The organism is Pseudonocardia parietis, assembly GCF_017876315.1.
GTDB lineage: Bacteria > Actinomycetota > Actinomycetes > Mycobacteriales > Pseudonocardiaceae > Pseudonocardia > Pseudonocardia parietis.
Genome location: NZ_JAGINU010000001.1, coordinates 5,281,972 through 5,308,786, shown reverse-complemented (window position 1 = coordinate 5,308,786; position 26,815 = coordinate 5,281,972). Strand labels below are relative to the sequence as shown.

The window sequence follows — 26,815 nt, the reverse complement described above, 5'->3', positions numbered from 1 at the left end:
GCCACCCGGCACCGACCGTCCCCGCGTCACGCCGGGGCGTGTGTCGGGTGATCCGCTCCGTGATCCGGCGGGAGCAGCGGCAGCTCCCGGCCGAGGACGGCGAACGGGCGCGGGTCACCGGTGAACAGGTGCTCCCGCAGCACGTCCTGGAAGCCGGCGCGCCGGTAGAGCCGCCATGCCCGGCCGGGGGAGTCCCGGCCGTACTCGGGGGTGGAGAGCAGCATGCGGGAGCGTCCGGTGTCGTCGGCCAGCGCGCGCAGCAGCCGGTCCCCGATCCCGGAGCCCTGGGCCCGGGGGTGCACGTGCAGCTCGGTCAGCTCGAAGTAGTCGGTCAGCCAGTCCGTCCCGGCGGCGTCCGGGTCCCCGCGGCGGGCCAGTAGCCCGCGCCGGACCTCCTCGAACCACCACTGCCCGGGGCCGCCCCAGTAGCCGTAGCCGATCCCGGTGAGCCGGTCGCGCTCGTTCAGCCAGCCGACCGCCTGCCAGCCAGGCCGGTAGGAGTGCTCCAGCCAGAGCGAGCGGCGCTGCCGGGCGGTGGAGCGCGGGTAGCCCATCGCGGTGACGTAGACGTCGATGGCCTCGGCCAGCCGGTCGGCGAAGTCGCCCCGGTCGAGGCCGATCAGGCGTGGGCGGGCCGGAGCCGCGGTCACGGGCCCCACCGCCCGGCGCGGCCGGGGCCCGCCGCGCGGTCGGCGTCCGAATGCATGGCCCCATCACATCACGACCGGACGCAGCCCGCGGGTCGGGAGTGCCGGGGCCCCGCCCCCGGCAGCCGGTGGACCGTCCGCCGCGGACCGGGAACGACCGGAATGCCGGACTTGACGCCCGGTCGAACACGCGTTCTACTTATGAGGTCGAACGCGTGTTCGACGTCCGGGCGTCCGGTGCGCGGGGTGGGGGAAGCACCCCGTCGCCGGGCGCCCGGGAACCGATGCCGGGGAGCGGGAGCCGAGGCCCGCTGACCGGGAAGGGGCGTGGTGATGGTGGTGGGCGGCTTCTCGCGATTGTTCCGGGGGCGGCAGCCGGCGGCCATCGACGTGCGCTGGCAGAACGGCGAGCCGGTCGAGTTCCAGCGGCGTCCCTCGCGCCGCGGCGAGCGGTTCCTGGTCACCGGGGTGCGGGACCAGTGGATCGAGGAGTCGCCCTGGCCGTTCCCGTCGCCGATGCCGGTCGGCGGGGACCGGTTGAGCTGCTGGCGGGTGCTCGCGCGGTCGGTGGAGGTGCCGCACGACCCGCCGCGCGAGGTGGTGCTGCGGATGCGGGCCGGGCCCGGGGTCTGGGACCTGGTGGGGATCGACGACCGGAGTTGAACGACCGGAGCCGGGTGACACGGCATGGGAGGTGCGTGATGGGCAGGACGATGGAGCTGGACCTGTGGCTGCCGTCGGCGCGGGACCGGCGGGCGGCTCCCGCGCCACTGCCGGGTACCGGTGCCGGTGCGCCTGCCCGCCGGGCGGTGGAGCGGGCGGTGACCGACGGGCTGTGGCCGCTGGAGTGCCCGGCCGGCACGCCCGCGCCCGGGAGGCCCGCCGCGCCGGGACCGGAGGCCCGGGCCCCGGACGTCGCGGTGTCGGCCCCGCGCGGGGCGGCCGGTTGCGGCGATGCGGCCGCGGCGGGTCGAGCCACGCCCGGTCGGACAACGGTCGATCGGGCCACGGCTGATCGAACCGCGGCCGGTCGGGCCGCGGCCGGCCGCCGGGTGGCCGCTCCGCCCTCGCGGGATGCGCTCGCCCTGCTCCGGCAGGCCGCCGACCAGCTCGCCGAGGCGCATCGAGAGCCCGAGCCGGTGCGCCGGTACCCGGCGGCGTACCTCGCGGCGTTGCGGGCCGGTGCCGCGGTGCTGGCGATGCGGGCCCGGCCACGGCCGCGTCGTGGAGCCCCGCGGGACGTCTGGCGGCTGCTCGCCGAGGTCGCGCCGGAGCTGGAGGAGTGGGCGATGTTCTTCGCGTCCTGCTCGCGGACCCGGGCGGCGGCCGAGGCGGGGATCGACCGGCTGGTGGACCGGCGTGGTGCCGACGACCTGCTGCGGCAGGCGGAGCAGTTCGTCGCGCGGGTGCAGCTGTTGCTGCCGCGGTGAGACCGGCCGGGCCGTCGGTGGCCGGACCCTCAGCGTGTCAGGCGGACGCGGCCGGGCGGTCCCGGGAGGCGCTGCGCAGCACCCGCCCGAGCAGCGAGGTGAAGACCGCCGAGATCTCGCGTGCACCGGGGGTGTCCCAGGCCTGGATCGGCAGGCAGGCACCCTGCGCCTGCTGCACCGCCGACCGGTCCGGCAGCACGCTGTTGAACACCAGCGGGCCGAACAGCTCGCGCAGCTCGGCGATGCGGAACTCGTGCTCGGTGTTGCGCGGCCGCACCCGGTTCACCAGGACGCCGAGCGGCTGCAGCCGGTCGTTCGACCGTTCCCGCTCGGTCTGCACCGCGTCGAAGGCCCGCTGCACGCCGGACACCGAGAACATCGTCGGGTCGGTCACCAGGATCGCCCGGTCTGCGGCGGACAGCGCGCTGCGCGTGAGCTGCCCCAGTGACGGCGGGCAGTCCACGATCACCAGCCGGTAGCGCTCCTCGACCAGGCCGGAGTCGTTCCCGCCGTCGTCGGCGAGCAGCTCGCCCGCCATCCGCTGCAGCGCCCGGTCCAGCCGGTAGAGCTGCGCCGCGCCCGGGTCGGGATGGTTGTGCCGCTCGGTCTGTTCCGCACCGACCAGTACGTCGAGGCCCTCACCCCATGCCGACGGCGCGATCGCCCGCTCGACGACCGCGCGCCGCGGCTCGTCGAGGACGTCGGCGACCGTGGCGGTGGTCGGTTCGGGGTCCAGTGCGGTGGTGGCGTTGGCCTGGGGGTCGAGATCGACCACCAGGGTGGACACACCGTGCCGCTGCGCAGCGCCGGCGAGCCCGAGCGCCACCGTGGTCTTCCCGACGCCGCCCTTGAGACTGAGCGTGGCGACGACCTGCATCCGGACAACCTACCGTGCGGTCGTGTGCCGGTGACCCGCGGAGTCGGGCCGCCCGTCCGGACGGCGGCCGGGCGGGTGTGGCGGGTGGTGCACGGGCGGGCGACCACTAGGCTGCGGGTGTGGGATCGCCGACACGTGAGCAGGCAGGGGCAGCGCGCGGTGTCGCCGTGTTCCGGCTGCTGGACAGGGAGATCGACCGGGTTCGCCGCGAGACCGGCCGCACCCCCCGGGTGCTCGACGTCGGGGGCGGCAGCGGGACCTGGGCGGTGCCGCTCGCGATCGCGGGGTGCCCCGTCACCGTCGTGGACACCAGCCCGAACGCGCTCGCGACGCTCGCCAGGCGGGCCGACGAGGCCGAGGTCACCGGCCTGATCACCCCGGTGAACGGCGACGTGGACACCCTCGCCGAGGTCGCCCCGGCCGACGGGTCCGACCTGGTCCTCGGCCACGGGCTGCTCGAGGTCGTCGACGATCCCGGACGGGTGCTGACAGCGCTCGCCTGCGCGGCGGCACCCGGCGGTGCGGTCTCGGTACTGACGGTGGGCCGCTACGGCGCCTTCGTCGGCCGGGTCGCCACCGGCCGGCTGGCAGAGGCCCGGGCGCTGCTGACCGACCCGGACGGCCGCACGGGCCCGGACGACCCGCTGCTGCGCCGGTTCGACGCCGGCCGGCTGCGCGAGCTCGCCGCCGCCAGCGGGCGGCTGGAGGTCGAGGCGCTGCAGGGCGATGGCACCCTGGAGGCGTGGCTTCCCGGGCCGGGCCAGGAGAGCGAGCCGGCCGGGCGCGAGGAGCGCGACGAGCTGGACGCCCTCGCGTCCACCGTCCCGGAACTCGGTGAGGTCGCTCCGCGGCTGCATCTGCTCGCCCGGCGCTACTGAGACCTCCGGCGCTACTGAGACCTCCGGCGCTGCTGAGATCTCCGGTGGTGTGCCGAGGGCCACACGGTCGCCGTCGGTGGCCGTCCGCCCGCCGTTCACACCGGTGTTCCACCCGGTTCTGGGCGTTACGAAACGCGGCGGGTGGGCAACGACACGCCGTACGAGGCCGTCCGCTCGACGATCAGTGGTGCGGGTTGGCCGGTCCGGGTGGTCGCAACCCGCTTCGCCTCGTACTCTTGTGCTCAGACGCCCAGGTGGGGCGCCCGTCGTTCCGATCGGGGCAGGGAAGCCCGGGTCGATTCGGCCTACCGTCCGATTCCGTGTGCCGGAGGTGAAGGCATGCCGCTCTCCGAGCACGAGCAGCGCCTGCTCGAACAGATCGAACGCGCCCTCTACCAGGAGGACCCGAAGTTCGCGTCTTCCGTGAGCGGTAGCCGGATGAGCAAGCCTGCTCGTCGGCGCCGGATCCAGGGGGCGGTGGTCTTCGTCCTGGGCCTCGTCCTGCTCGTGGCCGGGATTCCGTTCCAGGCGCTGTACCTGGGCGACATCCCGGTGCTCAGTGTGGTCGGTTTTCTCGCGATGCTCGGAGGTGCCCTGCTCGCGGTGACGTCGATCGGCGCCCGCGCGAGCAAGGACGCCGAGTCGGCGGAGGAGGCCACCGAACCGTCCAAGAACAAGTCCGGCGGCGAGAACGGCGGCTTCACCGGCCGGATGGAGGAGCGCTTCCGGCGCCGCTTCGAACAGGAGTGAGCCCGGCGGCCGTCGCGCCGCCCGTACGACGTCCGGCGGGGCGGGACATGCTCGTGTCCCGCCCCGCCGTCGTGCGTTTCGTGAGCGGAACGGGAACGGTGCGTGCCCTGATCGGGGTGTGTGGCATGACCGGCCCGGGTGGCGGGGTCGCTTCCGGGAGCGATCGGTCCGCCGAATGGCGGTAGCCCTCCCGGCCGGGGTGTGTCCGGGCATCGCCGGTGGCGTGTGACCGGCATTCCGAGTGCCGGGTCGCGGGTAGCCGGGCGACCCGTACGGGCCGGGCGATCCAGGGCCGGCACAGGCCGGGCGACGGTCCAGGGCCCGCACAGCCGGGTGGCCTGGGCAGTCCTGGGAGTGGTGATCATCCGTTGAATGCCGATCGGTGCCATCCGTGGCACCGATCGGCACTGATCCGATGATCAGCGGCGCTCGGCGTCCGTGGGCCCCGTGCCGCCCACGGCCTCGGCGGGCTCCTCCGCACCGGACGCGCCGGACGCGTCGGATCCGGCGGACCCGCCGGACCCGGTGCGGTGGCGCCGCACCGACTCCGGCACCACCGACGGTGGCAGCACCTTCGCCCGTAGCGACGACCCGCCGGCGGCGATCGCCGTGCGGATCTCGTCCACCAGGCCGTCGAGGGTGTCCGGCGCGGGCAGCAGACCGCCGTACCAGCTCGCCTCGACCCGCTCGGCCAGCTCCTGCAGCGCCTCCGCCGGGCGCCCGGCCAGGTCGTGCCGCTCGATGATCCGGGCGGCCGCGGCACGCACGGTGTCCCCGGGCGGGACCGGGACGCCGTGGTCCCGGGACGCGGCCAGCACCTCGTCCCAGGCGGCCGTCGCCGCTGCGGGTCCGCCGGCGCGGGCGAGGCCGGCGCGGTGGGCGTACTGGCGGCGCCGCCACCAGCCGGGCACCAGCGCGACCAGCACCAGCCCGGCCAGCAGCAGGGCGCCGGCGAGGATCGGGAGCCACCACGAGGAAGAGCCTGCGGTGTCCCCGGGCCCGTCCTGGCCGTCGGCGGGGGGCGGCTCCTGGGCACCGTCACCGGCGGGCGGCGGGGGAGCGGCGGAGGGCTCCGGGGCCGGGGGCTGCTCCTGCGCCGGGGTGCCGCCGTCCTGCTCGCGGGCCTGCTGCGTGTACCCGGGCTCGATGGTCCGGCCGTCGGCCAGCGGGGTCGGGTCGAACGTCATCCAGCCGTAGCCGGGGAACCAGGCCTCGACCCAGGCGTGCGCGTCCTCGGTCGTGATCGTGCGGCCGGAGTCGCCCTCGTCGCCCGCGGTGAAGCCGACCGCGACCCGGGCCGGGACGTCGACGGCCCGCAGCATCACGGCCATCGCCGAGGCGTACTGCTCGCAGTACCCGGTCCGGCCGCGGGTCAGGAAGTCGACCAGCGCGTCCCCGCCGCCGCCGGGCGCGGTCGCCAGGCTGTAGGTGAACGGCGAGCCGGGCCCGGTGAAGTGGTTCTCGATCGCCATCGCGCGGTCGAACGGGGTCGCGGCGTCCGCGCTGACCTGCTGCGCGATCTGCGCGACCCGCGGGTCGACCCCCGCGGTGTCGAGGTAGGCACGGTCCACGGTGACCGGCCCGGACGCGCCGCGCAGCTGCTCCGCGGACGGCTCGGGCAATCGCATGGCCTGCGTCCAGCCGTCCTCCTCGCGGGGCCGCTCGCTGTAGGCGATGCCGCCGGCGGCGTCGTAGGCCCAGCTCTCGGACCCGACACCGATCGCGGTCGGGTCGCCGAACACCGGCAGCCAGTAGTCGCGGAACCCCAGGTTCTCGACCTGCACGCTCTGTTCGGCCGCCGGCCCGGACGTCGACGGCGGCAGCGGCCCGGTCAGCGGTACGCCCGGCGCGGGCCGCCCGGCCTGCCACCCCTCCTGCGGCACGTAGGTCTGCAGGGTCAGCGCGCGTAGGTAGGTCGCCCGCTCCAGGCCCTGCACCCGGAACAGGTCCCGCGGCTCGTCGCGGGTCAGCTGACCGCGCAGCGAGGTGAACGGGTTCAGCCCGATCGAGCCGTCCGCGCCACCCGCGCCCCCGGCGGCGTCGAACCGGCCCGCGGTCCCGACGGCGCCTGCCGCGACCCCGGCCAGCAGCGCACCCGCCACGGCGACGGCGACGACCGCGATCCCGCCAGGGGCCTGCCGGAGCCGGCCCGGGCGCAGGAGCAGCAGCACGCCGTACCCGGCGGCGGCCGCGACCACCGACCACCAGGGCAGCAGCTCGGACTGGAGCGCGGTCGGCACCGCGAACACCACCAGCAGCGGCACCCCGGCCGCGGCGGGGGCGGCGACGGTCACCGCGAGCCCGAACACGGCGATCGCCAGGGTCCCGAAGCCGAGGGTGACCAGCAGCAGGATCTCCGGTGTCGCGGCGACCGGCGGGAGTCCGGTGTCGATCTGCGTGCCGGCACCGCCGAGCAGCGTTGCGAGCTCGGCGAGTGCCTGCGGCCCGGGCAGCACGACGGCCATGCCACTGCTGGTGAACCAGCCGGTGACCAGCAGCAACAGCGCGGCGAGCTGGCCGGGTGCGGCGAGCCACGGGCGGAGCCGGAGCAACAGCGCGCCGGTCACGACGACGATCGCCACCGCAACGGCCGCATGCCACAGCCAGGCGGATCCCGCGACGACGGCGCCGGTCGCCGCCCCGGCCAGCAGCACCGCGAGCCCGGACGCGATCGGGGCGAGCACGGTGCTCCAGCGTGGAGTGCCCGGCGGGCTACCGGACGCGGGTGCCGCGGCGGACGGCGGGAGCGTGGTGGGCGCTGTCATCGGACACCTCGGGGGAGCGGCCCGGCCGCCCGGAGCGGACGAGCGGTGGTGCGGGTGGTCACCAGGGGGCTCCCGCGGTCGAGAGCTCGCCGCACGCGTCGGCCCACGCGCGCTGCACGCTGGTCCCGGCGGGCACGACGGTCGCCTGCCACCCGGCCCGGCGCAGCACCGTTGCGGCGGCCGCGGCCGGGCGGCCCGGGGACGTCCCGGACGACCAGCCGTCGACGTCGAGCAGGATCGCGTGCCCGCCGCGCGGCCAGGCCGCGACCAGGCCGGTCACGTCCTGTGGCGTGGCCGCGCCGAGGACGGCCAGCACGCCGTCGGACGGCGTCGTGCCCGGTTCGGGAGCGCTGCCGCCGAGGTCCGCGGTGGCCGAGGGGCGCAGCACGGCGAGGGCCTCCAGCCGCCCCGGCACCTGGTCCTCCCCGCCGCCTCCGCCGGCCGGGCCGTCGTCGAGCGACCCCCCGGACTCGTCGACCAGGGTGACGGCCTCGCCGCGGCGCAGCAGGTGCACGGCGACGCTCGCGGTGAACTCCACGGCCCATTCCAGGCTGGAGCCCGCGCCGTGGCCGCGGTGCGCGGCGTCGCGGCGATCCAGCAGCAGGGTCACGCCGGACGGGTCCGGACGGTCGTCGAGCCGGACCATCAGCTCGTCGCGCCGTGCGCTGGAGCGCCAGTGCACCCGGCGCAGCTCATCGCCCTGGCGGTACGGCCGGATCAGGACGTCCGGGGTGCCGGGACCCGGGCGGCTGCCGCCCTCGGCGCCACGGCCGACGGCGGTCGAGCTGAGTGACGGGCGGCCGGTCAGCGCGGTGACCCGGGGCAGCACCAGCCAGCGGTCGGCGGGCAGCAGGTCGTGCCGGAACTCGGCCAGGCCGAGCGGGTCGGTACCGCGCCCGCGCAGCGGGCCGATCCGGTAGGCGCCGCGCACGGCCGGGCGCAACGGGTAGCCGACCCGGGCGCCGCGCCGGCCGAGCCGGTGCACGGTGAAGCGTGGCGGGTAGCGGTCCGACAGGCCCGCGGCGTCCGGGACGTGGTCGGCGATCCGCAGCGCACCCAGCAGCGCGCCGCCCGCGATCCGCAGCAGCGCCGTGCCGGATGCGCCGGCCTCGATCCGGGAAGGCTCCAGGGATCGTTCGACCCGCAGCGTCCGGCGCGACCGGAGCGCGACGACCAGGGCCAGTAAGGGCAGGAGCGCGATGAAGGCGCCGATCCGGACGAGATCGCGCTCATCGAGTGCCACGGCGGAGACGACCATCGCGAGCCCCCCGGCCAGCAGGCACCGGCCGCGGACGGTCAGCCCGGCCCGGCGTTCCTTGCGGGTGGTGGCGGTCGGCGCGGGCGGGGCCTGCGACGGACGGCCCGCCCCGGTGGTCGCCGGACCGGCCGGTGTGGACCCGGCGGGACCGCCGGGAGCGGGCGCCGCCACGTCAGCCCCGCGGCGGGGACGGCACCGCGACCCGGCCGACGGCGGCCCGCACCAGATCCGTGGTGGACCGGCGGGCGGCCACCCCCTCCGGCCCGAGCAGGAGCCGGTGCGCCAGCACGGGGACGGCGACGGCCTGGACGTCGTCCGGCACGACGTAGCCGCGCCCCGCCGTGGCCGCCCACGCGCGCGCCGCGCGCAGCAGGTGCAGCGTCGCGCGCGGCGAGGCGCCGAGGCGCACCTCGCTCAGCCGGCGGGTGGCGCCGACGATCTCGACGCAGTAGCGCCGCACCTCGGTGGCGGTGTGCAGGCCGCGGACCGCGGTGAGCATCGAACGGAGGGTGCGCAGGTCGGCGACCGGGCGCATCCGGTCCAGCGGCTCGTCGGTGCCGTGCTCGTCGAGCATCGCGAGCTCGGCGACCGGATCCGGGTAGCCCACGCTGATCCGGATCGTGAACCGGTCCCGCTGTGCTTCGGGCAGCGGGTAGGTGCCGTCCATCTCGACCGGGTTCTGGGTGGCGACGACCATGAACGGGTCGCCCAGCGGGTACGTGCCGCCGTCGACGGTCACCTGGTGCTCGGCCATGCACTCGAGCAGCGCGGACTGGGTCTTCGGCGAGGCCCGGTTGATCTCGTCGGCGATCACCACGTTGGCGAACACCGGGCCGGGCCGGAACTCGAACTCCGCGGACTGCCGGTTGTAGATCGACGTGCCGGTGATGTCGCCGGGCAGCAGGTCCGGGGTGAACTGGATCCGGCTGACCGCGCCGTCGACGGCCCGGGCGAGCGCCTTGGCCAGCGAGGTCTTCCCGACACCGGGCACGTCCTCGACCAGCAGGTGGCCCTCGGCGAGCATCGCGACGAGCGCGAGCCGGACCGCATCCGGCTTCCCGACGATCACCCGCTGCACCGCCGAGGCGATCCGGGCGACCGCGTCGGCGACGGCGGCGGCGTCCATCGGGTCGGCCGCGTATCCCGCGGTGCCGGCCTGCTCCGGACGGCGGACGGGTGTGGGTCCGGCCGGCGCCGGCTGCGCGCCGGGCGCAGCCGGTGCGAACGGTGCGGACGGCGCAGACGGTGCGCTCGACGACAACGGGCCTCCTCGGGTGGTGGCACGGGGCGTCGCCCAGTCTGTCAAACCCCGCCCGGCCCACCCCGGGTGCCGCCGTCCGCCCGTTCTCGTGCGTCCGTCCGGACCCCCACCTCCCACCACCGACGCTCCCCACCACCCACCCCACCGCTCCCCACCGGGCGGACGGGATTCTGCAGAATCCGGCGCTGACCTGCGCCGACATCGGACAGTCCACACACGGCCAAAGGCGGCCGGATCGACCGGCACGCGGACCCCGGGCGTCGCGCTACCGGGTGGCAGGCCGACCCTCCCCACCGCGCCCCACCCCCTTCTACCTGCGGAAACAGGCGATGAACATTTCGGGGAGAGCCCTGTTCGGGTTGACGGTGGGGGCGGGTGGGGTAGTGTGGTGATCGCTGGGGCGAACAGGGGCTCCAGGTGGAGGTGGGGTCGGTGTTCCTCGGCACCTACACCCCGAAGTTGGACGACAAAGGGCGACTCACGTTGCCCGCGAAATTCCGCGACGAGTTGCGAGGCGGCTGCATGATCACGAAAGGGCAGGACCACTGTCTCTACGTGTTCACCCGTGACGCCTTCACCGAGATGGCACGCAAGATCGCCGCGGCCCCGCTGACGAACGAGTCGGCGCGGGTCTTCCAGCGCAACCTCTTCTCGGGCACCGACGAGCAGAACCCCGATGGGCAGGGTCGGATCGCGATCACGTCCGAGCTTCGCCGGTACGCCGGACTGTCCAAGGACTGCGTGGTGATCGGCGCGTTCACACGTGCCGAGATCTGGGATGCGCAGGCCTGGCAGGCGTACCAGGAGCAGCACGAGGACGAGTTCGCCAAGGCTCAGGAGGAGGTTCTGCCCGGGCTGTTCTGACCCCCGCTGGCGGGTGGGGGAACGGGCAGTAGCACGACACGGACGATTCCACCGTCGCCGTCCCGACCCGGGTGCCGTGATCGCCCGACCCTGGCACAACTTCCCCGGTGCCAGGTTCGGCCGGCACGGCCCCCGGGTGGGGACGGCGCCGGCGTCCACCCCGACTGGGGAGTTCGGGTGGCGTGGTGACGTCCGGGCGTCTTCGGGCGTGTGGCGGGCCGGTTGTGGGAGCCGGCGGCGCAGCACGACCACGGACAGATCCGACCGGTTCCGGCCTTCGCGGGCCGGAACCGGGACGGGGAACGGCGAACGACACGGACCACGGGGACGGAACAGCGGCACCGGGGGGTGGACGTGGACAACGACGAGCAGGCCCCGGACCAGCGGCACACCCCCGTCCTTCTCGACCGGGTCGCCGAGCTCCTCGCACCCGCACTGCACGACCGTCCGGCGGTCTACGTGGACGCCACCCTCGGCATGGGCGGCCACGCCGCGGCGCTGCTCGCCGCGCACCCCCGGCTCACCGTCGTCGGACTCGACCGCGACCCGCAGGCACTGGAACTCGCGGGGGACAGGCTCAGCGCCCACTCCGACCGGCTGCACCGGGTACACGCCCGCTACGACCGGATCGACGAGGCACTGGAGCAGACCGGTGTGGGGCCCGCCGACGGCATCCTGTTCGACCTCGGCGTCTCGTCGCTGCAACTCGACGAGACCGCACGCGGCTTCTCCTACTCCCGTGACGCCGACCTCGACATGCGGATGGACCCCACCACGGGACCCACCGCCGCCGACGTCCTCAACAGCTACTCCGCGACCGAGCTGCGCCGGATCCTGCGCGAGTACGGCGAGGAGCGGTTCGCCGGCCCGATCGCGAAGGCGATCGTCCGGAACCGGGAGAAGAAGCCCTTCGTCCGCAGCGCCGAACTCGTCGAGATGCTGTACGGGGTGGTACCCGCCGCGTCCCGGCGGACCGGCGGGCATCCGGCCAAGCGGACCTTCCAGGCGCTGCGGATCGAGGTCAACGGCGAGCTCGACTCGCTGCGCGACGCGCTGCCCGCGGCACTCGACGCGCTCGCTCCGGGCGGCCGGATCGTCGTCCTGTCCTACCACTCGCTGGAGGACCGGATGACGAAACGGGCGCTCACCGAGCGGACCCGCTCCCGTACCCCGGTCGACCTCCCGGTCGAGCTCCCCGGGCACGGACCGGAGTTCCGGCTGCTGACCCGGGGCTCGGAGACGGCGTCGGACGAGGAGACCGCAGCCAACCCGCGGGCCGCGCCGGTCCGGCTCCGGGCGGCCGAGCGGATCGCCGACACGAGCACCGGCACGGACGGGGTGGCGCCATGAAGCGCGGCACGACGCCACCGGCAGTACAGGCACGGCGGAGAGGCAGGAACCCCCGATGAGCACACCCGTCATCGAGCGTCCGGGCACCCCGGGCGGTGGCCGGCCGCGTCCGCAGACCCGCCGGACGGCGGCCCCGCCGCGGATCCCGGCGCAACGTGGACCGGGCGACGTCCGGCGTGCCCAGGACCAGCGCCGCCGCTCCGCGGCCAGGGAGAACACCGGCCGCGCGAAGTTCGTGCTGCTCGTGATGGTGCTCCTGGTCGCGGGCCTGGTCGCCACGCTGTGGCTGTCCACCGCCGCGGCCGCGGACTCCTACGCCCTGCAGGAGGCCCGCCAGCGGACGGCCGCGCTCACCGAGCAGTCCGAGGCGCTCCGCAAGGAGGTGTCGGTGCTGGAGAGCCCCGGCTCGATCGCGCAGCGGGCCGGTGACCTCGGCATGGTCCCGGTCGCCGACCCGGCGCGCCTCGTCGTCGCGCCGGACGGCCGGGTCGAGGTCGTCGGGGAGCCGCAGGCGGCCGTGCCCGGCACCCCGGCCGGACCCGCCCCCGGTGCCGCGGTGCCGAGCGGGGGGACCTCCGACCCGGACGCCACCGGTGGCGACGCCGCGGCGGCCGCCGGAGCCGAGTCCGGCACCCCGCCCGCCGACGAGCAGCAGCCCGCCGGGGAGCAGCCCGCCGCGGAGCAGCCCGCCGGGGAGCAGCCGGCCGGTGAGCAGCGGGGGCAGAACGACCAGCAGGAGGGCACCGAGCGCGAGGTCCCGGCCGAGAACCGCGCGGAGGGCCGTCGCTGATGGCCTACGCCCCGCCGCGGCCGAGGCGCCCCGGCGGCGGGCCACCACGTCCCGGCCCGCCGCGCAAGCGCCGCCGGTCGCCGGCCGACGACCCGCGGTTCCGGCTCCGGCTGGCCTGGGTGCTGCTGGCCGCGCTGCTGCTCGTCGCGGGCGCCAAGCTCGTCGTGGTGCAGACGGTGCAGGCCGGTTCACTCGCCGCCGACGCCGAGAAGCAGCGCGCCAGCCGGATCACGATCCCGGCCGAGCGCGGCGCGATCACCGACCGCGACGGCAACGTCCTCGCGTTCTCCACCGAGTCGAAGGCGCTGGTCACCAACCCTCGGCTGATCAACCGGACGAAGGGGCCCGAGGCCGCCGCGTACAAGAACGCGATGGCCGAGGAGGTCGCCGCGGTCACCGGTGGCGACCCGGAGGAGCTCAAGCGGGCGCTCGGCACCGACCGCGGCTACGTGGTGATGGCCACCGCCGTCGACCCGGCACCGGCACGCGCCCTGCGCGAGAAGTACCCGGAGATCGCCGAGGAGAGCCGGGAGGCGCGCCAGTACCCGAGCGGCAACCTGGCGTCCAACATCATCGGTGCCGCGACCTGGAGCGCCGACGCGCAGAAGCTCGTCGGGCGGATCGGCCTGGAGTCCTCCGACGACGACCTCCTCGCCGGCCGGGACGGGTTCCAGATCGCCGACACCGCCGAGGGCGCCCGCACCGTCATCCCCGGCAGCGTCCGCTCCGAGCAGCCCGCGGTGTCCGGATCGGACGTCGCGCTGACCATCGACTCCGACCTGCAGTTCCAGGTCCAACGGATGCTGTCGGCCTATGCGGCGGAGTCGGGGGCGCGCAGCGGTTCGGCCGTGGTGCTGGACCGTGCGACCGGTGAGGTGCTGGCGCTGGCCGACAACACCTCGTTCGACCCGGCGAACCTGCTCAGCGCGGACCCCGCGACGCTCGGCAACAAGGCCGTCACCACGCCGTTCGAACCCGGCTCGGTGAACAAGGTGGCCACCATCGCCGCCGCCCTCGAGGCCGGCGTCGTCAAGCCGGAGGACGTGCTCGAGGTCCCGGGCCAGATCAAGGTCGCCGACCGGACGATCAGGGACGCCTGGGAGCACGGGCTCGACCGCTACACCCTCACCGGCGTGCTGGCGAAGTCGTCGAACGTCGGCACCCTCATGACGGCTCAGAAGGTCGGCCCGGACGCGTTCTCCGACATGCTCGTGAAGATGGGCATCGGGGAGCGGACCGGGATCGGGCTGCCCGGGGAGAGCGCCGGGTCGGTGCCGCCGCGGGCGACCTGGTCCGGCTCCACCTTCGGCAACCTGCCGATCGGGCAGGGTCTGTCGATGACGGTGCTGCAGATGGCGGGCATGTACCAGGCGATCGCGAACGACGGTGTCCGCGTCCCGCCGCGGGTGGTCGCCTCGACCACCGGGCCGGACGGCGTCCGCCTCCCGACCGAACCGCCCGAGCCGGTGCGGGTGATGTCCTCGCAGACCGCGCAGACACTGCGGACGATGCTCACCGCCGTCACCCAGGACGCGCCCGGCCAGACCGGCACCGGTCCGGCCGCCGCCGTCCCCGGCTACGAGGTGGCGGGCAAGACCGGTACCGCGCAGCAGGTCGACCCGGAGACCGGGGCCTACTCGCGCTCGCAGTACTGGATCACCTTCGCCGGGATGCTCCCGGCGCAGGACCCGCGGTTCGTGGTCGGGATCATGCTCGACGCGCCCAAGGGCGGGACGAGCGCGGCGCCGTTGTTCCACGACATCGCCTCGTACCTGGCGCAGCGGGACAACATCCCGGTGCAGACCGATCCGGCCCGGGTGCAGACGCTGCAGATCAAGTGAGCACACGGTCGGTGACCGACCGGATGCGTCGGGCGGTCACCGGAGCCGCTCACCCGTCCGGGGCAAGTAGGTCGTCGCACGGTCGGCCGGTGACGTCCCGCCCACCGGACAACGCCCTGCGCCGGATGGCCGTATCCGGTGTGCCGTACGACCGGCCGGGGGTACCCGCCCGACCGTCCGGCGCGACGCCGCCCGCGAGCGGTCGCAGACCCCGGAGCCGGGCCCGGAGCGCGCCTCGCCGGTCGGTAACCTCCCGCCCTGTGCCCGACGTCCACGCTGCGTACGCCGCCCGTGCCGGGGCGGGGGACCGTACGGTGACCGGCGACCAGCTCCCCGATCGTCCGGAGACGGTGCGTCCCGTCGATGTCGCGGTCCTCGCGCGCCTGGCCGGCGCCGAGCTGAACCCGCGCACCGCCGGTACCGGGCCCGGTCCGCTGCTCGACGCTGCACTCGGCGCGCACACCGTCACCGGCGCCACGCTGCGCGCCGCGTCGGTCCGCCCCGGTGACCTGTTCGCCGCGCTGCCCGGATCCCGCGCGCACGGCGCCGACTTCGCCGCGCAGGCTCTCGCCGGTGGGGCGGCCGCGATCCTGACCGACCCGGACGGCGCCGACCGTGCGGAGATCCGGCACTCCCGGCTCCCGGTGCTGGTCCACCCGAACCCGCGTGAGGTCCTCGGGCCGGTGTCAGCCGCGGTCTACGGCGAGCCGACCGCCCGGCTGCGGGTGCTCGGCGTCACCGGGACCTCCGGCAAGACGACCGTCGGCCACCTCCTGGAGGCCGGGCTGACCGCGGCCGGACGGTCCGCCGGGCTGCTCGGCACCGTCCGGACCCGGGTGCGGGTTCCCGGGCACGAGCCGCGGGCGCTGCCCAGTGCGTTCACCACGCCGGAGGCGCCCGACCTGCAGGCGCTGTTCGCGGTGATGGTGGAGGCCGGTGTCACCGACGTCGCGATGGAGGTGTCCAGCCACGCGCTGGCCCTCGGCCGGGTCGGTGGCTCGCGGTTCGCCGTCGGGGCGTTCACCAACCTGTCCCAGGACCACCTCGACTTCCACTCGACGATGACCGACTACTTCGAGGCCAAGGCCCGGCTGTTCGGCGGCGGAGGCGGGGGAGTGGAAGCCGCGCGGCACGGGGTCGTCTGCGTCGACGACGAGTGGGGCCGCCAGCTGGCCACCCGCCGGCCCGACGCGGTGACCGTGTCGTCGGATCCGGCCGGGCCGCCCGCCAGCTGGACGGTGCGCGATCTCGCCGCCCACCCGGACGGCACCCAGACCTTCACCGCGATCGGCCCGGACGGCCTCGCCCAGCCGGTCACCCTGGCACTGCCCGGGCTCTACAACGTCGCGAACGCGCTGGTCGCGCTGGCCTGCCTGGACGCCGACGGTATCCCGCCGTCGGTCGCCGCCGAGGGCTTCGCCCGGCTGTCGGTGCCGGGCCGGATGCAACGGGTGGACGCGGGGCAGCCGTGGCTGGCCGTGGTCGACTACGCGCACAAGCCGGCGGCCGTCGCCGCGCTGCTGGACGCGCTGCGCGCCCAGATCCGGCCGCACGCCCGGGTCATCACCGTGCTCGGCTGCGGCGGGGACCGCGACACCGGCAAGCGCCCGCTGATGGGTGCGGCCGCGACGCTCCGCTCGGACCTGCTGGTGGTTACCGACGACAACCCGCGCAGCGAGGAGCCGGCCGTCATCCGCCGGGCGATGCTCGACGGCGCGCTGCACGAGCCCGCCCGCGGCGACGTGATCGAGATCAGTGACCGGCGCAGTGCGATCGTCTACGCGGTGCGTTCCGCACGGCCCGGCGACGCGGTCGTGATCGCCGGGAAGGGCCACGAGACCGGTCAGGAGGTGCACGGGGTCAAGTACCCGTTCGACGACGCGGACGAGCTGGTCATGGCCATCCGGGCGGCCTCATGAGGGTGTCGCGTTCCATGACAGGAGGACCGACCGAGCCGGTGGAGGCGAGCGGGCGATGATCGAGATGACGCTGGCCGAGGTCGCCGCGGTGACCGGCGGCACGCTGCACCAGCTCACGGACGCGCAGGCCGCGTCCACGACGGTGACCGCCGTCGAGTTCGACTCGCGCCGGGTCGGCCCGGGCGGGTTGTTCCTGGCGCTGCCCGGTGAGCGGGTCGACGGCCACGACTTCGCCCGGGGAGCCGCGGACCGCGGCGCCTCGGCGGTGCTGGCGGGCCGCGAGGTCGACGCACCGGCGGTGATCGTGCCGCCGGCCGGGGTGCGGGACGCGCACACCTACCTGGGTGCGGTGGACCCGGACGGGTCCGGTGCGGCCGTGCTGGCGGCGCTGGGCCTGCTGGCCCGCCACGCGCTGGGCGCGCTGCCCGGACTCGCCGTCGTCGGGGTCACCGGCAGCGCAGGCAAGACCTCCACCAAGGACCTGCTGGCCGCGGTGCTCTCACCGCTGGGCCGCACGGTCGCGCCGCCGGAGTCGTTCAACAACGAGCTCGGCACCCCGTACACCGCCCTGCGCGCGGACGCGACGACCCGGCACCTGGTGCTGGAGTTCTCCGCCCGCGGGGCCGGGCACATCGCCGCGCTCTGCGCCGTCGCCCCGCCCCGGATCGGTGTGGTGCTCAACGTCGGCTCCGCGCACCTGGGCGAGTTCGGCTCGCGCGCCGGCATCGCCGCCGCGAAGGGCGAGCTGGTCGAGACGCTGCCGCCGGGGGACCTGCCCGGCGGGCGCGGCGGTGTCGCCGTGCTGAACGCCGACGACGAGCTGGTGGCCGCCATGGCCGCCCGCACCCCGGCCCGGGTGGTCACGTTCGGCCGGTCCGCGGGCGCCGACGTCCACGCCCGCGACGTCACCCAGGAGGCCGGTCGCGCCTCGTTCCGGCTGGTCACCCCGGCCGGCGAGGCCGACGTGGCGCTGCGGCTCGTCGGTGCGCACCAGGTCTCCAACGCGCTCGCCGCGGCTGCCGTCGCCGTGGAGCTGGGCGCGAGCCCGGAGGAGGCCGCGACCGCGCTGTCGGCGGCCACACCGGCGTCGCGCTGGCGGATGGAGCTCACCGACCGCGCGGACGGCGTCACCGTCGTCAACGACGCCTACAACGCCAACCCGGAGGCCATGTCCGCGGCGCTCTCCGCGCTCACGGAGATCGCCGGTACCGGCCGTAAGGCGTGGGCGGTGCTCGGACCGATGGCCGAGATCGGGGACGGCGCCGCGCAGGAGCACGCCGCGACCACCCGCCGGGCCCGCGCCGCCGGCGTCGGCCGGGTGGTCGCCGTCGGTGCCCCGGACTACGGGCCGGACGCCGAGCACGTCGACGACGTCGGTGCCGCACTGGAGCTGTTGCGGGCCGAGATCGGCCCCGGTGACGTGGTGCTGGTGAAGGCCTCCCGCAGCGCGGGCCTCGAGCGGGTCGCGGCCGGGCTGCTGCAGAGCGAAGGGCTGGTGCGCCGGTGAGGGGCGTCTTCCTGGCCGCGGGCATGGCGCTCGCGGTGTCCATCCTGCTCACGCCGTACCTGATCCGGTTCTTCGCCAGGCAGGGCTTCGGGCAGGAGATCCGCGAGGAGGGGCCGCAGAGCCACCAGTCCAAGCGGGGCACGCCGACGATGGGCGGCGTGGCGATCCTGATCGCCATCTGGGTCGGCTACCTGGGCTCGCACGCGTTCACCCGGGAGCCGATCACCGCGTCGGCCCTGCTGGTGCTGCTGCTGACCACGGCACTCGGCCTGGTCGGGTTCATCGACGACTTCCTCAAGATCCGCCGCCAGCGCAACCTCGGGCTCAACAAGACGTCGAAGATCGTCGGCCAGGTCCTGACGGCGACGGTCTTCGGCGTGCTCGCGGTCCGGTTCACCAACGAGCGCAACCTGGCCCCGGCCTCGGAGAGCCTGTCGTTCGTCCGGGACATCGCCGTGCTGAGCTTCGGCGTCGTCGGGTTCGTGGTGCTGTGCAACCTGATCGTCGCGGCCTGGTCGAACGCGGTGAACCTCACCGACGGCCTCGACGGCCTCGCCGCAGGCACCGCGGCGATGGTGCTCGGCACCTACGTGATCATCGGGTTCTGGCAGTTCCGCAACAACTGCGCGCTCGCGGCGTCTGCGGGCTGCTACGAGGTCCGCGACCCGCTGGACGTCGCCCTGGTCGCCGCGGCCGCGATGGGCGGGTGCATCGGCTTCCTGTGGTGGAACGCCGCCCCGGCCCGCATCTTCATGGGCGACACCGGATCGCTGGCCCTGGGCGGGCTGCTGGCAGGCCTGTCGATGGTCACCCGCACCGAGCTGCTGCTGGTCGTGATCGGCGGAGTGTTCGTGGTCGAGGCACTGTCGGTGGCGCTGCAGATCCTGGTGTTCCGCACGGCCCGGCGACGGCTGTTCCGGATGGCCCCGTTCCATCACCACTTCGAGCTGGCCGGCTGGGCCGAGACCACGGTCATCATCCGGTTCTGGCTGCTGGCGGCGATCTGCGCCGCGATGGGGCTGGGGATCTTCTACAGCGAGTGGCTCGCGGCATCGGGTTCGGCGTGACGGCGCCGTCCAGGTCCTTCGTGGACCGGCCCGTGCTGGTGGCCGGCGCCGGGGTCTCCGGGCTGGCCGCCGCCGTCGCGCTGCGCGACCTGGGTGCCCGGGTGTACGTCTCGGACGACTCGCCGGCCGCGCTCGACGCGCTGCCCGACGGGGTTCGTGCCTGGCGGGACGAGGGGCTGCCCGGCGGCGTCGGCACGGTCGTCACCTCGCCGGGGCGCCGCCCCGACCACGCGCTGGTCGGGCTCGCGGTGGCGGCCGGAGCCGAGGTGATCGGGGAGCCCGAGCTGGCGTGGCGCCTCGGCGCCCTGCGGGAGGACCCGCCCGCCTGGCTGGTGGTCACCGGTACCAACGGCAAGACGACGACCACCGAGATGCTCGCCGCCGTCCTGCGCACGGCCGGACTGGCCTCGACGGCCTGCGGGAACATCGGCTACCCGGTGGTGAGCGCCGTGGCGGCCGGTCACGAGGTCCTCGCGGTCGAGCTCTCCAGCTTCCAGCTGCACTGGTCGCCCTCGATCCGCCCGGCCGCCGGCGTGGTGCTCAACGTGGCCGACGACCACCTGGACTGGCACGGGGGGACGACCGGTTACGCGGCCGCCAAGGCCCGCGCGCTGGTCGGGGACGTCGCCGTCGCCGGTGTGGACGACCCGGGCGCCGCCCGCCTGCTCCCCGGCGCCCCGGCCGCCCGCCGGGTCGGTGTCACGCTCGGCGAGCCCGGGCCGGACCAGCTCGGTGTCGCCGACGGCATGCTGGTCGACCGCGCGTTCGGTGCAGGTCCGTTGGTGGCCGCCGACGCGATCGTCCCGCCCGGGCCGCCCGGGATCACCGACGCCCTCGCCGCGGCCGCGCTCGCCCGTGCGTACGGCGTCGCGCCCGCGCACATCGCCGCGGCGCTGTCGTCGTTCACCCCGGGGCCGCACCGCAGTGCGCCCGTCGGCGAGCACGACGGCGTCACCTACCTCGACGACTCCAAGGCCACCAACCCGCACGCCGCCGACGCGGCGCTGGCCGCGATCGCCGCCCGCCGCCCCGGCGCACGGGCGGTCTGGGTCGTCGGTGGGCTGCTCAAGGGCGTCGCGCCGGACGTGCTCGGGGCGCTGGCCGGCGCGCACGCCGACCGGCTGGCCGGGATCGTCGTCATCGGGACGGACCGTGCGCCGATCGTCGAGGCGCTCGCGCGACACGCCCCCGGCCTCCCGGTCGAGGAGGCCCGACCGGGTGACGATGGGCCGATGGTGCCCTCCGACCAGCAGGACCCCATGCCCGGCGCGGTCCGCCGCGCGTCGGGGATGGCCCGGCCCGGCGACGTCGTGCTCCTCGCTCCGGCGGCCGCGTCGATGGACCAGTTCCGCGACTACGCCCACCGCGGTGACGCGTTCGCCGCGGCCGTCGCGGGCCTCGCCGCCCGATCCGGTAGTGCCCCGATCGACGGTGCCCCGATCGACGGAGCGCCGCGGTGAGCCCGGCCGCCCCCGCCGCGCGGACGGTCGCGGCCGGCGTCCAGGGCGGGGTGCGACGGCTGCGGCGCTGGCTGCGACGCCCGCTCACCTCGCTGCACCTGACTCTCGGCGTGTTCGGCCTGCTGACCCTGTTCGGGCTGGTCATGGTGCTGTCGGCGTCGTCGGTGACCGGCGGCTCGTCGTACTCGGTGTTCACCCGGCAGCTGATGTTCTGCGGCGTCGGGATGGTGCTGTTCTACGTCGGTCTGCGGGTACCGCCGCGCAGGTTGCGGGCGCTGGCCCCGGCGATGCTGATCATCGGGGTGATCGGGCTGGTCGCGGTGCTCATCCCCGGGATCGGCGCGGTCCGTGGTGGCGCCCGGTCCTGGTTCGCACTTGGGCCGGTGTCACTGCAGCCGTCCGAGATGGTGAAGATCGCGCTGACGCTGTGGGGGGCGCACGTCCTGGTCGCCCGCCGCGCCGTGATGCACCGGTGGAAGCATGCGCTGAACCCGGTCGTCCCGGTCACGCTGGTGATCTTCACCTTGCTGGTGCTGCAGCCCGACCTCGGCATGACGGTCTCGATCGGGATCGTGATGCTCGCGCTGCTGTACTTCGGCGGGGCGCCGGTGAAGCTGCTCGCGCTGATCGCCGGTGGAGGGCTGGCCGGCGCGGTGATCCTCGGCCTCACCGCCGGGTACCGGGTGAGCCGGATCACCGCGTTCCTGTCGCCGTCCACCGCGGACCCGCTGGGCCCGGCTTACCAGGCGACGCAGGCGTTGTACGCGCTGGCCGACGGTGGCCTGTTCGGCGTGGGCCTCGGGCAGGGCCGGGCGAAGTGGGACTACCTGCCGAACGCCCACAACGACTTCATCTTCGCGATCATCGGCGAGGAGCTGGGCCTGGTCGGCGCGTTCGCGGTGCTCGGGCTGTTCGCGACGCTCGCCTACACCGGCATGCGGATCGCGGCGCGCAACGTCGACCCGTGGCTGCGGATCGTGGTCGCGACCTCGACGGCGGGCCTGGTCGTCCAGGCCTCGATCAACATCGGGTACGTCGTGGGGCTGCTGCCGGTGACGGGGCTGCAGCTCCCGCTGATCTCCTCCGGCGGCACCTCGCTGGTGGTGACCATGTTCCTGTTCGGGCTGATTACCAATGCGGCCCGGCACGAGCCGGAGGCGATCGCCGCGCTCCGGAAGGACGGGCAGGGGCGCGTGGCGAAGCTGCTGCGGCTCCCGCTCCCGCAGCCCTACCGGGCGCCGGGTCCGGCGTCACGGTGGGCGGCGCGATGAGGACCTGAGAGATCCCCGCAGGGGACCGGACGAAGTCGGACGACGCGAGGGGCACGAGAGCGTGACGGGCACGGATCAGACCGGCGGCACGGGGGACGGCGGCACGGGCCGCGACGACCGTGCGGCCCAGCCGGGCGCGACCGGCGGGCGACCGACGATGGGACGTCCGGCGGAGAGCCGGCCCGCGGTCGAGCCGGACGGCGTCGTGTTCGGTACCCCGGCCGACGAGGCCGCTCCCGGGTCGTGGCCGGGCCGGCCTGCGCCGGACGCCCCGGCCACCGAGCGGCTGGAGGTCCCCGGTGACGTGCCCGGCGGCCCCGATGTCGCCCCGGACGCGTCCGCTGGATCCCAGGCGGGGGAGGAGCGCGGGCCGCGTGGACCGCAGCGCCTGCCCGGTACGGGATGGGATCCGCACGCGCGCGGTGGCCGGCCGGGGGCATCTCCCGTGGCGGGCGACGATCCGCGGGGTGGGAGCAACGGTGCCGGTCTCAACGGTCCTGGGCGCAACGGTGCCGGTCGCAACGGTGCCGGTCGCAACGGGGCCGGACGCGACGGTGCCGAGCATGACAGCGCCGGGCATGACAGCGCCGGGCATGACGGTGCCGGGCATGACGGTGCCGGACGCAACGGCGGCGGGATCAACGGGACCGGCCGCAACGGTGTCACCCGGGCCGGCGCCGCCCGCGACGACGACCACCGCGGGCCGGGGGACGGTCCGGCGTCGCGGCCCGGTGGCCCGGGGGTTCCGCCGGGTGTGCCGTCGTCCCGTCCTGCTCAGCCGTCCGGCCCGATGCCTCCGGGCGCCATGCCTCCGGGCGGGCTGTTCACGCCTTCCGGTCCGCGGAACCCGGGAGCGGTGGGGTCCGGGCCGCACGGTGCGCAAGGGCCGGGGAACGGTGGCCCGGCGCTCGGTGGCGCGAACCCTGGGCCTGCGAACGGTGGCCCTGTGAACGGTGGGCCTGCGAACGGTGGCGCGGCGAACGGTGGGCCTGCGAATGGCGGCCCGGCGGACGGTTGGCCTGGGAATGGTGGCTCGGCGAATGGCGGGCCGGTGAACGGTGTGCCGGCGAACGGCACGCCCGCGAACGGTGACGCGGCGAACGGTGCGCCTGCGAACGGCAGCCCGGCGAACGGTGCCTCGGCCCGCGGTGGTGGCTCCGGAGGTCCGGACCGTGGCGCCGCCGCGGAACCGTCGGCGCCCGGGCCGCAGGCCGGCGCTGCACAGCAGCCGCGGAGCGCGGCGGCGATCGGCCCGCGTACCACCAGCGCCGACGCATCCGGGACCGGTTCGCAGTCCGCGGTCGAGCGGCAGCCGGACGCTCCGGGCACCGCGCCGCGGACTCCCGGCGAGGCCTCCGATTTGTTCACCGACCCGTGGTCCGCCGGAGCGCAGCAGCGTGGCGGCGTCTCGGCGACCGGCCCGCAGGGTGCGGCACAGGGCAGCCCGGGACAGGGCGGCCCGGCCGGTGCCACCGCCGCGCTCCCCACGACCGGACCGCGACCCGGCTCCGGTCCGGTGCCCGGGGCACACGGTGGTCCGCCCGCGCCCGGCGGACGGCCCGGTGACATCGCCTCGAGCGGAGCCCAGGCGCCTGTCGGCGGGCCGAACCGGACCTCCCCGGACGAGGCCCACCAGTTCGCACAGCCCGGGCCGATGGCGTCTGCGCAGCCGGGCGGTGCGCCGTCCGGTCAGCCGCAGCCGGGACAGCAGCAGGTAGCGCAACCGCAGCCGGGCCGGCCTCAGGCCGGTCGAGCGCAGGCCGGCCCGGGCCAGCAGCAGCCTGGCCAGCCGCAGCCGGGCCCGCAGCAACAGCCGGGCCAGCAGCCGGCGGGTCAGCAGCAGCCGGGCCAGCCGGGCCGACCGGGACAGCAGGGCCAGCAGCCGAACCGGCCCCGGCCCGATCAGGCGTGGGCAGGGCCGCCGCAGTCCGCACAACAACCCGGCCCCACGGGGCAGCCGGGAACTCCCGACCCGACCGGTCCGCAGCCACCCCACCCCGGTGCGCAGGCCCCGTTCGGTGGTCGGCCACCCTTCCAGGGCCAGCAGGGCCAGCAGGGCCAGCAGGGCCAGCAGGGCCAGCAGGGCCAGATCGGTCACCCCGGCCGCCCGGGCCCGCAGCAGCAGAGGCCCGGCCAGTGGGGACCGAACGGCCCCGCGAACTTGGCCGGCCCAGGAGGACCGGGTGTCCCCGGCGGACCCGGCATGCCTGGCGGACCGGGCATGCCCGGCGGACCCGGCATGCCCGGGGCGCCCGGCGGCCCGGGTGCGCCGGGTGGACCCGGAGCGCCCGGAGGCCCGGGTGTGCCCGGCGCTCCCGACCAGGACGGCACCCGCGCCTTCCCCCCGGCCGTCACCCGTCCGGCGGGTGAGCAGGCTCCGGCTTCCGCGCCGGGCGCGCTGTCCGTCGTCGTCGCCGGCGGCGGATCGGCCGGGCACATCGAGCCGGCCCTCGCCGTCGCCGACGCGATCCGCCGGCTCGTCCCGGGCGCCCGGGTCACCGCGCTCGGCACCGAGAAGGGTCTGGACACTCAGCTGATCCCGGCCCGCGGCTACCAGCTCGAGCTGATCCCGCCGGTGCCGCTGCCCCGTAAGCCCAGCGCCGACCTGCTGAAGCTGCCCGGGAACGTCCTCGGCGCCGTCCGGCGGGTCCGCGAGGTGCTCGAGTCGGTGGAGGCGGACGTCGTCGTCGGGTTCGGCGGGTTCGTCTCGCTGCCCGCCTACCTCGGCGCCCGCGGCCGGGTGCCGATCGTCGTCCACGAGGCGAACGCCCGCGCCGGCCTGGCCAACAAGGTCGGGGCGCGGTTCGCCGCGGCCGTGGCCACCGCGGTACCGGGTACCGGGCTCGCGAACGAGGAGGTCGTCGGGATGCCGCTGCGCCGCACGATCACCACCCTGGATCGGGCCGCGCTGCGCCCGGAGGCCCGGACGTACTTCAACCTGCCGCCGCACGGGCCGGTGCTGCTGGTCTTCGGCGGCTCCCAGGGCTCCCGCACGCTGAACGAGGCCGTGGCCGAGTCCCTGCCCGCCTTCACCGGGCGCGGGATCTCGGTGCTGCACGCCTACGGGCGCGACGGCACCCCGGCCGATCCGCGGCCCGGCTACTTCCCGATGCCCTACATCGACCGGATGGACCTGGCCTACGCGGCGTCCGACGTCGTACTGGCCCGGTCCGGGATGACCACCGTCGCCGAGCTGACCGCGGTCGGGCTGCCCGCCGTCTACGTCCCGTTGCCGCACGGCAACGGGGAGCAGGCGCTCAACGCCCGCCCCGTCGTGCAGGCCGGCGGCGGCAAGCTCGTACAGGACGAGGACATGAACGGCGAACGCGCGATCGACGAGCTGATCCCGATGCTCACCGACCCGGACCTGGCGCTCGCGATGGGCCGCCGGGCGAAGGCGGCCGGGCACGGCGAGGCCGACGAGAAGCTGGCCCGGATCGTGATGGAGGTGGCCGGGCGGTGAACGGTCTCGGCACGCATGTGCACCTGATCGGGATCGGCGGTGCCGGGATGAGCGGCATCGCGCGGATCCTGCTGGCCCGCGGCGTCACCGTCTCCGGCTCCGACGCCCGCGAGTCCCGCACCGTCACCGCGCTGCGCGCGCTCGGTGCCCGCATCGAGATCGGGCACGACGCCGAGCACCTGCAGGCCGCGGGGGAGGACCCGCCGACCGTCGTCGTGTCCACCGCGATCCGGGAGACCAACCCGGAGCTCGCCCAGGCCCGGGCGCGCGGACTCGCCGTCGTCCACCGGGCGGTCGCGCTCGCGGCCCTCACCGAGGGACGCCGGCTGATCGCCGTCGCCGGGACGCACGGCAAGACGTCGACGACCTCGATGATCACCGTCGCCCTGCAGCACGCCGGCGCCGACCCGTCGTTCGCCATCGGCGGGGACCTGTCGGTGTCGGGCAGCGGGGCACACCACGGCTCCGGGGACGTGTTCGTCGTCGAGGCCGACGAGAGCGACGGCTCCTTCACCGCGTTCGCCCCGTCGGTCGCGGTCGTCACCAACGTCGAGCCCGACCACCTCGACCACCACGGCGACGAGGCGACCTACCGCGCCGTCTTCGAACGCTTCCTGGACCGGCTCGTCCCCGGTGCCACCCTCATCACCTGCGCCGACGACCCGGGCTCCGAGGCCGTCGCCGTGCATGCCGAGCGGGCCGGGATCACCGTGCTGCGCTACGGCCGCACCGCCATCGGCCCGCGCGACGCCCGCCTGCTCGACTTCGCCCCGGACGGCACCGGCTCCCGCGCCACGTTCCGCCGGGCCGGCGCCGAGCACGAGCTGGTCCTGTCGGTGCCGGGGGAGCACATGGCGCTCAACGCGCTCGGAGCGTTCCTCGCCGGGGTCGCCGTCGACCAGGACCCGGCCACGCTGCTCGACGGCCTCGCCGGGTTCGGCGGCGTGCAGCGCCGCTACGAGTTCAAGGGCCGGGTCCGCGGCGTGTCCGTCTACGACGACTACGCCCACCACCCCACCGAGGTCGCCGCCACGCTGCGCGCCGCCCGCGAGGCCGCGCCGGTCGCGCACGGCAGGCGCGGACGGGTGCTGGTCGCCTTCCAGCCCCACCTCTACTCGCGGACACGACTGTTCGCGCGCGAGTTCGGCGCGTCGCTGTCGCTCGCGGACGAGGTGATGGTGCTCGACGTCTACGGTGCCCGGGAGGACCCCGAGCCCGGTGTCGGACCGGCGCTGATCACCGACGAGGTACGGCTGCCTGCCGAGCGGGTGCACCGCGCACCGTCCTGGGAGCGGACCCCCGCGGCGATCGCGGCGCTCGCCGTCGAGGGCGACACGGTGATCACCATGGGAGCCGGGGACGTCACCGTGCTCGGCCCGGAGATCCTGCGCGAGCTGGCCGGCGGCGGGGACTGAAC

General features: G+C 75.6%; 20 protein-coding genes. 15 read left to right on the top strand and 5 right to left on the bottom strand.

Annotated elements, in window-relative coordinates:
* Window positions 1-26 precede the first annotated feature (26 nt).
* Window positions 27-650: a GNAT family N-acetyltransferase gene (locus tag JOF36_RS24865; RefSeq protein ID WP_307862580.1), complete on the bottom strand. Its 624-nt coding sequence runs from the start codon at window positions 648-650 to the stop codon at window positions 27-29.
* Window positions 651-980: 330 nt separating this feature from the next.
* Between JOF36_RS24865 and JOF36_RS24860 the strand changes: the two genes are divergently transcribed.
* Entirely contained in the window at window positions 981-1,310 is a 330-nt protein-coding gene (locus JOF36_RS24860; RefSeq protein WP_245352541.1) for a hypothetical protein, read from the top strand.
* Window positions 1,311-1,348: 38 nt separating this feature from the next.
* Window positions 1,349-2,077 (top strand): SAV_6107 family HEPN domain-containing protein, encoded by a 729-nt coding sequence (locus JOF36_RS24855; RefSeq protein ID WP_210031253.1) that lies wholly within the window; start codon window positions 1,349-1,351, stop codon window positions 2,075-2,077.
* A gap of 37 nt (window positions 2,078-2,114) precedes the next feature.
* Here JOF36_RS24855 and JOF36_RS24850 read toward each other — a convergent pair whose 3' ends face one another.
* On the bottom strand, window positions 2,115-2,954 hold the full coding sequence (locus tag JOF36_RS24850; RefSeq protein WP_210031252.1) for a ParA family protein: 840 nt from the start codon (window positions 2,952-2,954) through the stop codon (window positions 2,115-2,117).
* A 119-nt stretch (window positions 2,955-3,073) separates the two neighbouring features.
* Between JOF36_RS24850 and JOF36_RS24845 the strand changes: the two genes are divergently transcribed.
* Together JOF36_RS24845 and JOF36_RS24840 are read left to right on the top strand one after the other, a co-directional pair.
* Window positions 3,074-3,832, top strand: a complete 759-nt coding sequence (locus JOF36_RS24845; protein WP_307862579.1) for a class I SAM-dependent methyltransferase — start codon at window positions 3,074-3,076, stop codon at window positions 3,830-3,832.
* Between the two features lie 339 nt (window positions 3,833-4,171).
* Window positions 4,172-4,582 carry an SCO2097 family morphological protein gene (locus tag JOF36_RS24840; RefSeq protein WP_210031250.1) on the top strand — a complete coding sequence of 137 codons (411 nt, stop codon included), beginning with the start codon at window positions 4,172-4,174 and terminating at the stop codon, window positions 4,580-4,582.
* Window positions 4,583-5,001: 419 nt separating this feature from the next.
* On the opposite strand, the gene JOF36_RS24835 is transcribed toward JOF36_RS24840, so the two are convergent.
* Genes JOF36_RS24835 through JOF36_RS24825 form a run of 3 tightly spaced genes read right to left on the bottom strand, consistent with a single transcriptional unit; the run spans window position 5,002 to window position 9,866 of the window.
* On the bottom strand, window positions 5,002-7,347 hold the full coding sequence (locus JOF36_RS24835; protein WP_210031249.1) for a transglutaminase TgpA family protein: 2,346 nt from the start codon (window positions 7,345-7,347) through the stop codon (window positions 5,002-5,004).
* Window positions 7,348-7,405: 58 nt separating this feature from the next.
* Window positions 7,406-8,776: a DUF58 domain-containing protein gene (locus JOF36_RS24830; RefSeq protein WP_210031248.1), complete on the bottom strand. Its 1,371-nt coding sequence runs from the start codon at window positions 8,774-8,776 to the stop codon at window positions 7,406-7,408.
* Between the two features lies 1 nt (window position 8,777).
* Window positions 8,778-9,866, bottom strand: a complete 1,089-nt coding sequence (locus tag JOF36_RS24825; RefSeq protein ID WP_372447410.1) for an AAA family ATPase — start codon at window positions 9,864-9,866, stop codon at window positions 8,778-8,780.
* 432 nt (window positions 9,867-10,298) lie between these two features.
* On the opposite strand from JOF36_RS24825, the gene mraZ reads away from it, so the two are divergent.
* From mraZ to murC, 11 genes are all read left to right on the top strand, one after another.
* Window positions 10,299-10,730 (top strand): division/cell wall cluster transcriptional repressor MraZ, encoded by a 432-nt coding sequence (gene mraZ / locus JOF36_RS24820; protein WP_210031247.1) that lies wholly within the window; start codon window positions 10,299-10,301, stop codon window positions 10,728-10,730.
* 348 nt (window positions 10,731-11,078) lie between these two features.
* Entirely contained in the window at window positions 11,079-12,080 is a 1,002-nt protein-coding gene (gene rsmH / locus JOF36_RS24815; protein ID WP_210031246.1) for a 16S rRNA (cytosine(1402)-N(4))-methyltransferase RsmH, read from the top strand.
* A 55-nt stretch (window positions 12,081-12,135) separates the two neighbouring features.
* Window positions 12,136-12,870 (top strand): cell division protein FtsL, encoded by a 735-nt coding sequence (gene ftsL, locus JOF36_RS24810; protein WP_210031242.1) that lies wholly within the window; start codon window positions 12,136-12,138, stop codon window positions 12,868-12,870.
* Window positions 12,870-14,711: a peptidoglycan D,D-transpeptidase FtsI family protein gene (locus JOF36_RS24805; protein ID WP_210031240.1), complete on the top strand. Its 1,842-nt coding sequence runs from the start codon at window positions 12,870-12,872 to the stop codon at window positions 14,709-14,711. Before ftsL ends, JOF36_RS24805 begins: the two co-directional genes overlap by 1 nt.
* 314 nt (window positions 14,712-15,025) lie before the next feature.
* Complete coding sequence (locus tag JOF36_RS24800) at window positions 15,026-16,630, top strand: UDP-N-acetylmuramoyl-L-alanyl-D-glutamate--2,6-diaminopimelate ligase (protein WP_210036218.1); 1,605 nt, start codon at window positions 15,026-15,028, stop codon at window positions 16,628-16,630.
* A gap of 55 nt (window positions 16,631-16,685) precedes the next feature.
* Window positions 16,686-18,137 (top strand): UDP-N-acetylmuramoyl-tripeptide--D-alanyl-D-alanine ligase, encoded by a 1,452-nt coding sequence (locus tag JOF36_RS24795; protein WP_210031238.1) that lies wholly within the window; start codon window positions 16,686-16,688, stop codon window positions 18,135-18,137.
* Between the two features lie 23 nt (window positions 18,138-18,160).
* On the top strand, window positions 18,161-19,204 hold the full coding sequence (gene mraY, locus JOF36_RS24790; RefSeq protein ID WP_245352536.1) for a phospho-N-acetylmuramoyl-pentapeptide-transferase: 1,044 nt from the start codon (window positions 18,161-18,163) through the stop codon (window positions 19,202-19,204).
* The gene (gene murD, locus JOF36_RS24785) at window positions 19,177-20,664 is read left to right on the top strand and encodes a UDP-N-acetylmuramoyl-L-alanine--D-glutamate ligase (protein WP_307862578.1); all 1,488 of its coding nucleotides are present in this window, start codon (window positions 19,177-19,179) and stop codon (window positions 20,662-20,664) included. Before mraY ends, murD begins: the two co-directional genes overlap by 28 nt.
* Entirely contained in the window at window positions 20,661-21,935 is a 1,275-nt protein-coding gene (gene ftsW / locus JOF36_RS24780) for a putative lipid II flippase FtsW (protein ID WP_210031234.1), read from the top strand. Before murD ends, ftsW begins: the two co-directional genes overlap by 4 nt.
* 2,302 nt (window positions 21,936-24,237) lie before the next feature.
* Window positions 24,238-25,398 (top strand): UDP-N-acetylglucosamine--N-acetylmuramyl-(pentapeptide) pyrophosphoryl-undecaprenol N-acetylglucosamine transferase, encoded by a 1,161-nt coding sequence (locus JOF36_RS24775; RefSeq protein WP_372447409.1) that lies wholly within the window; start codon window positions 24,238-24,240, stop codon window positions 25,396-25,398.
* 47 nt (window positions 25,399-25,445) lie between these two features.
* Entirely contained in the window at window positions 25,446-26,813 is a 1,368-nt protein-coding gene (gene murC / locus JOF36_RS24770; RefSeq protein WP_245352532.1) for a UDP-N-acetylmuramate--L-alanine ligase, read from the top strand.
* The last annotated feature ends 2 nt before the right edge of the window (window positions 26,814-26,815 follow it).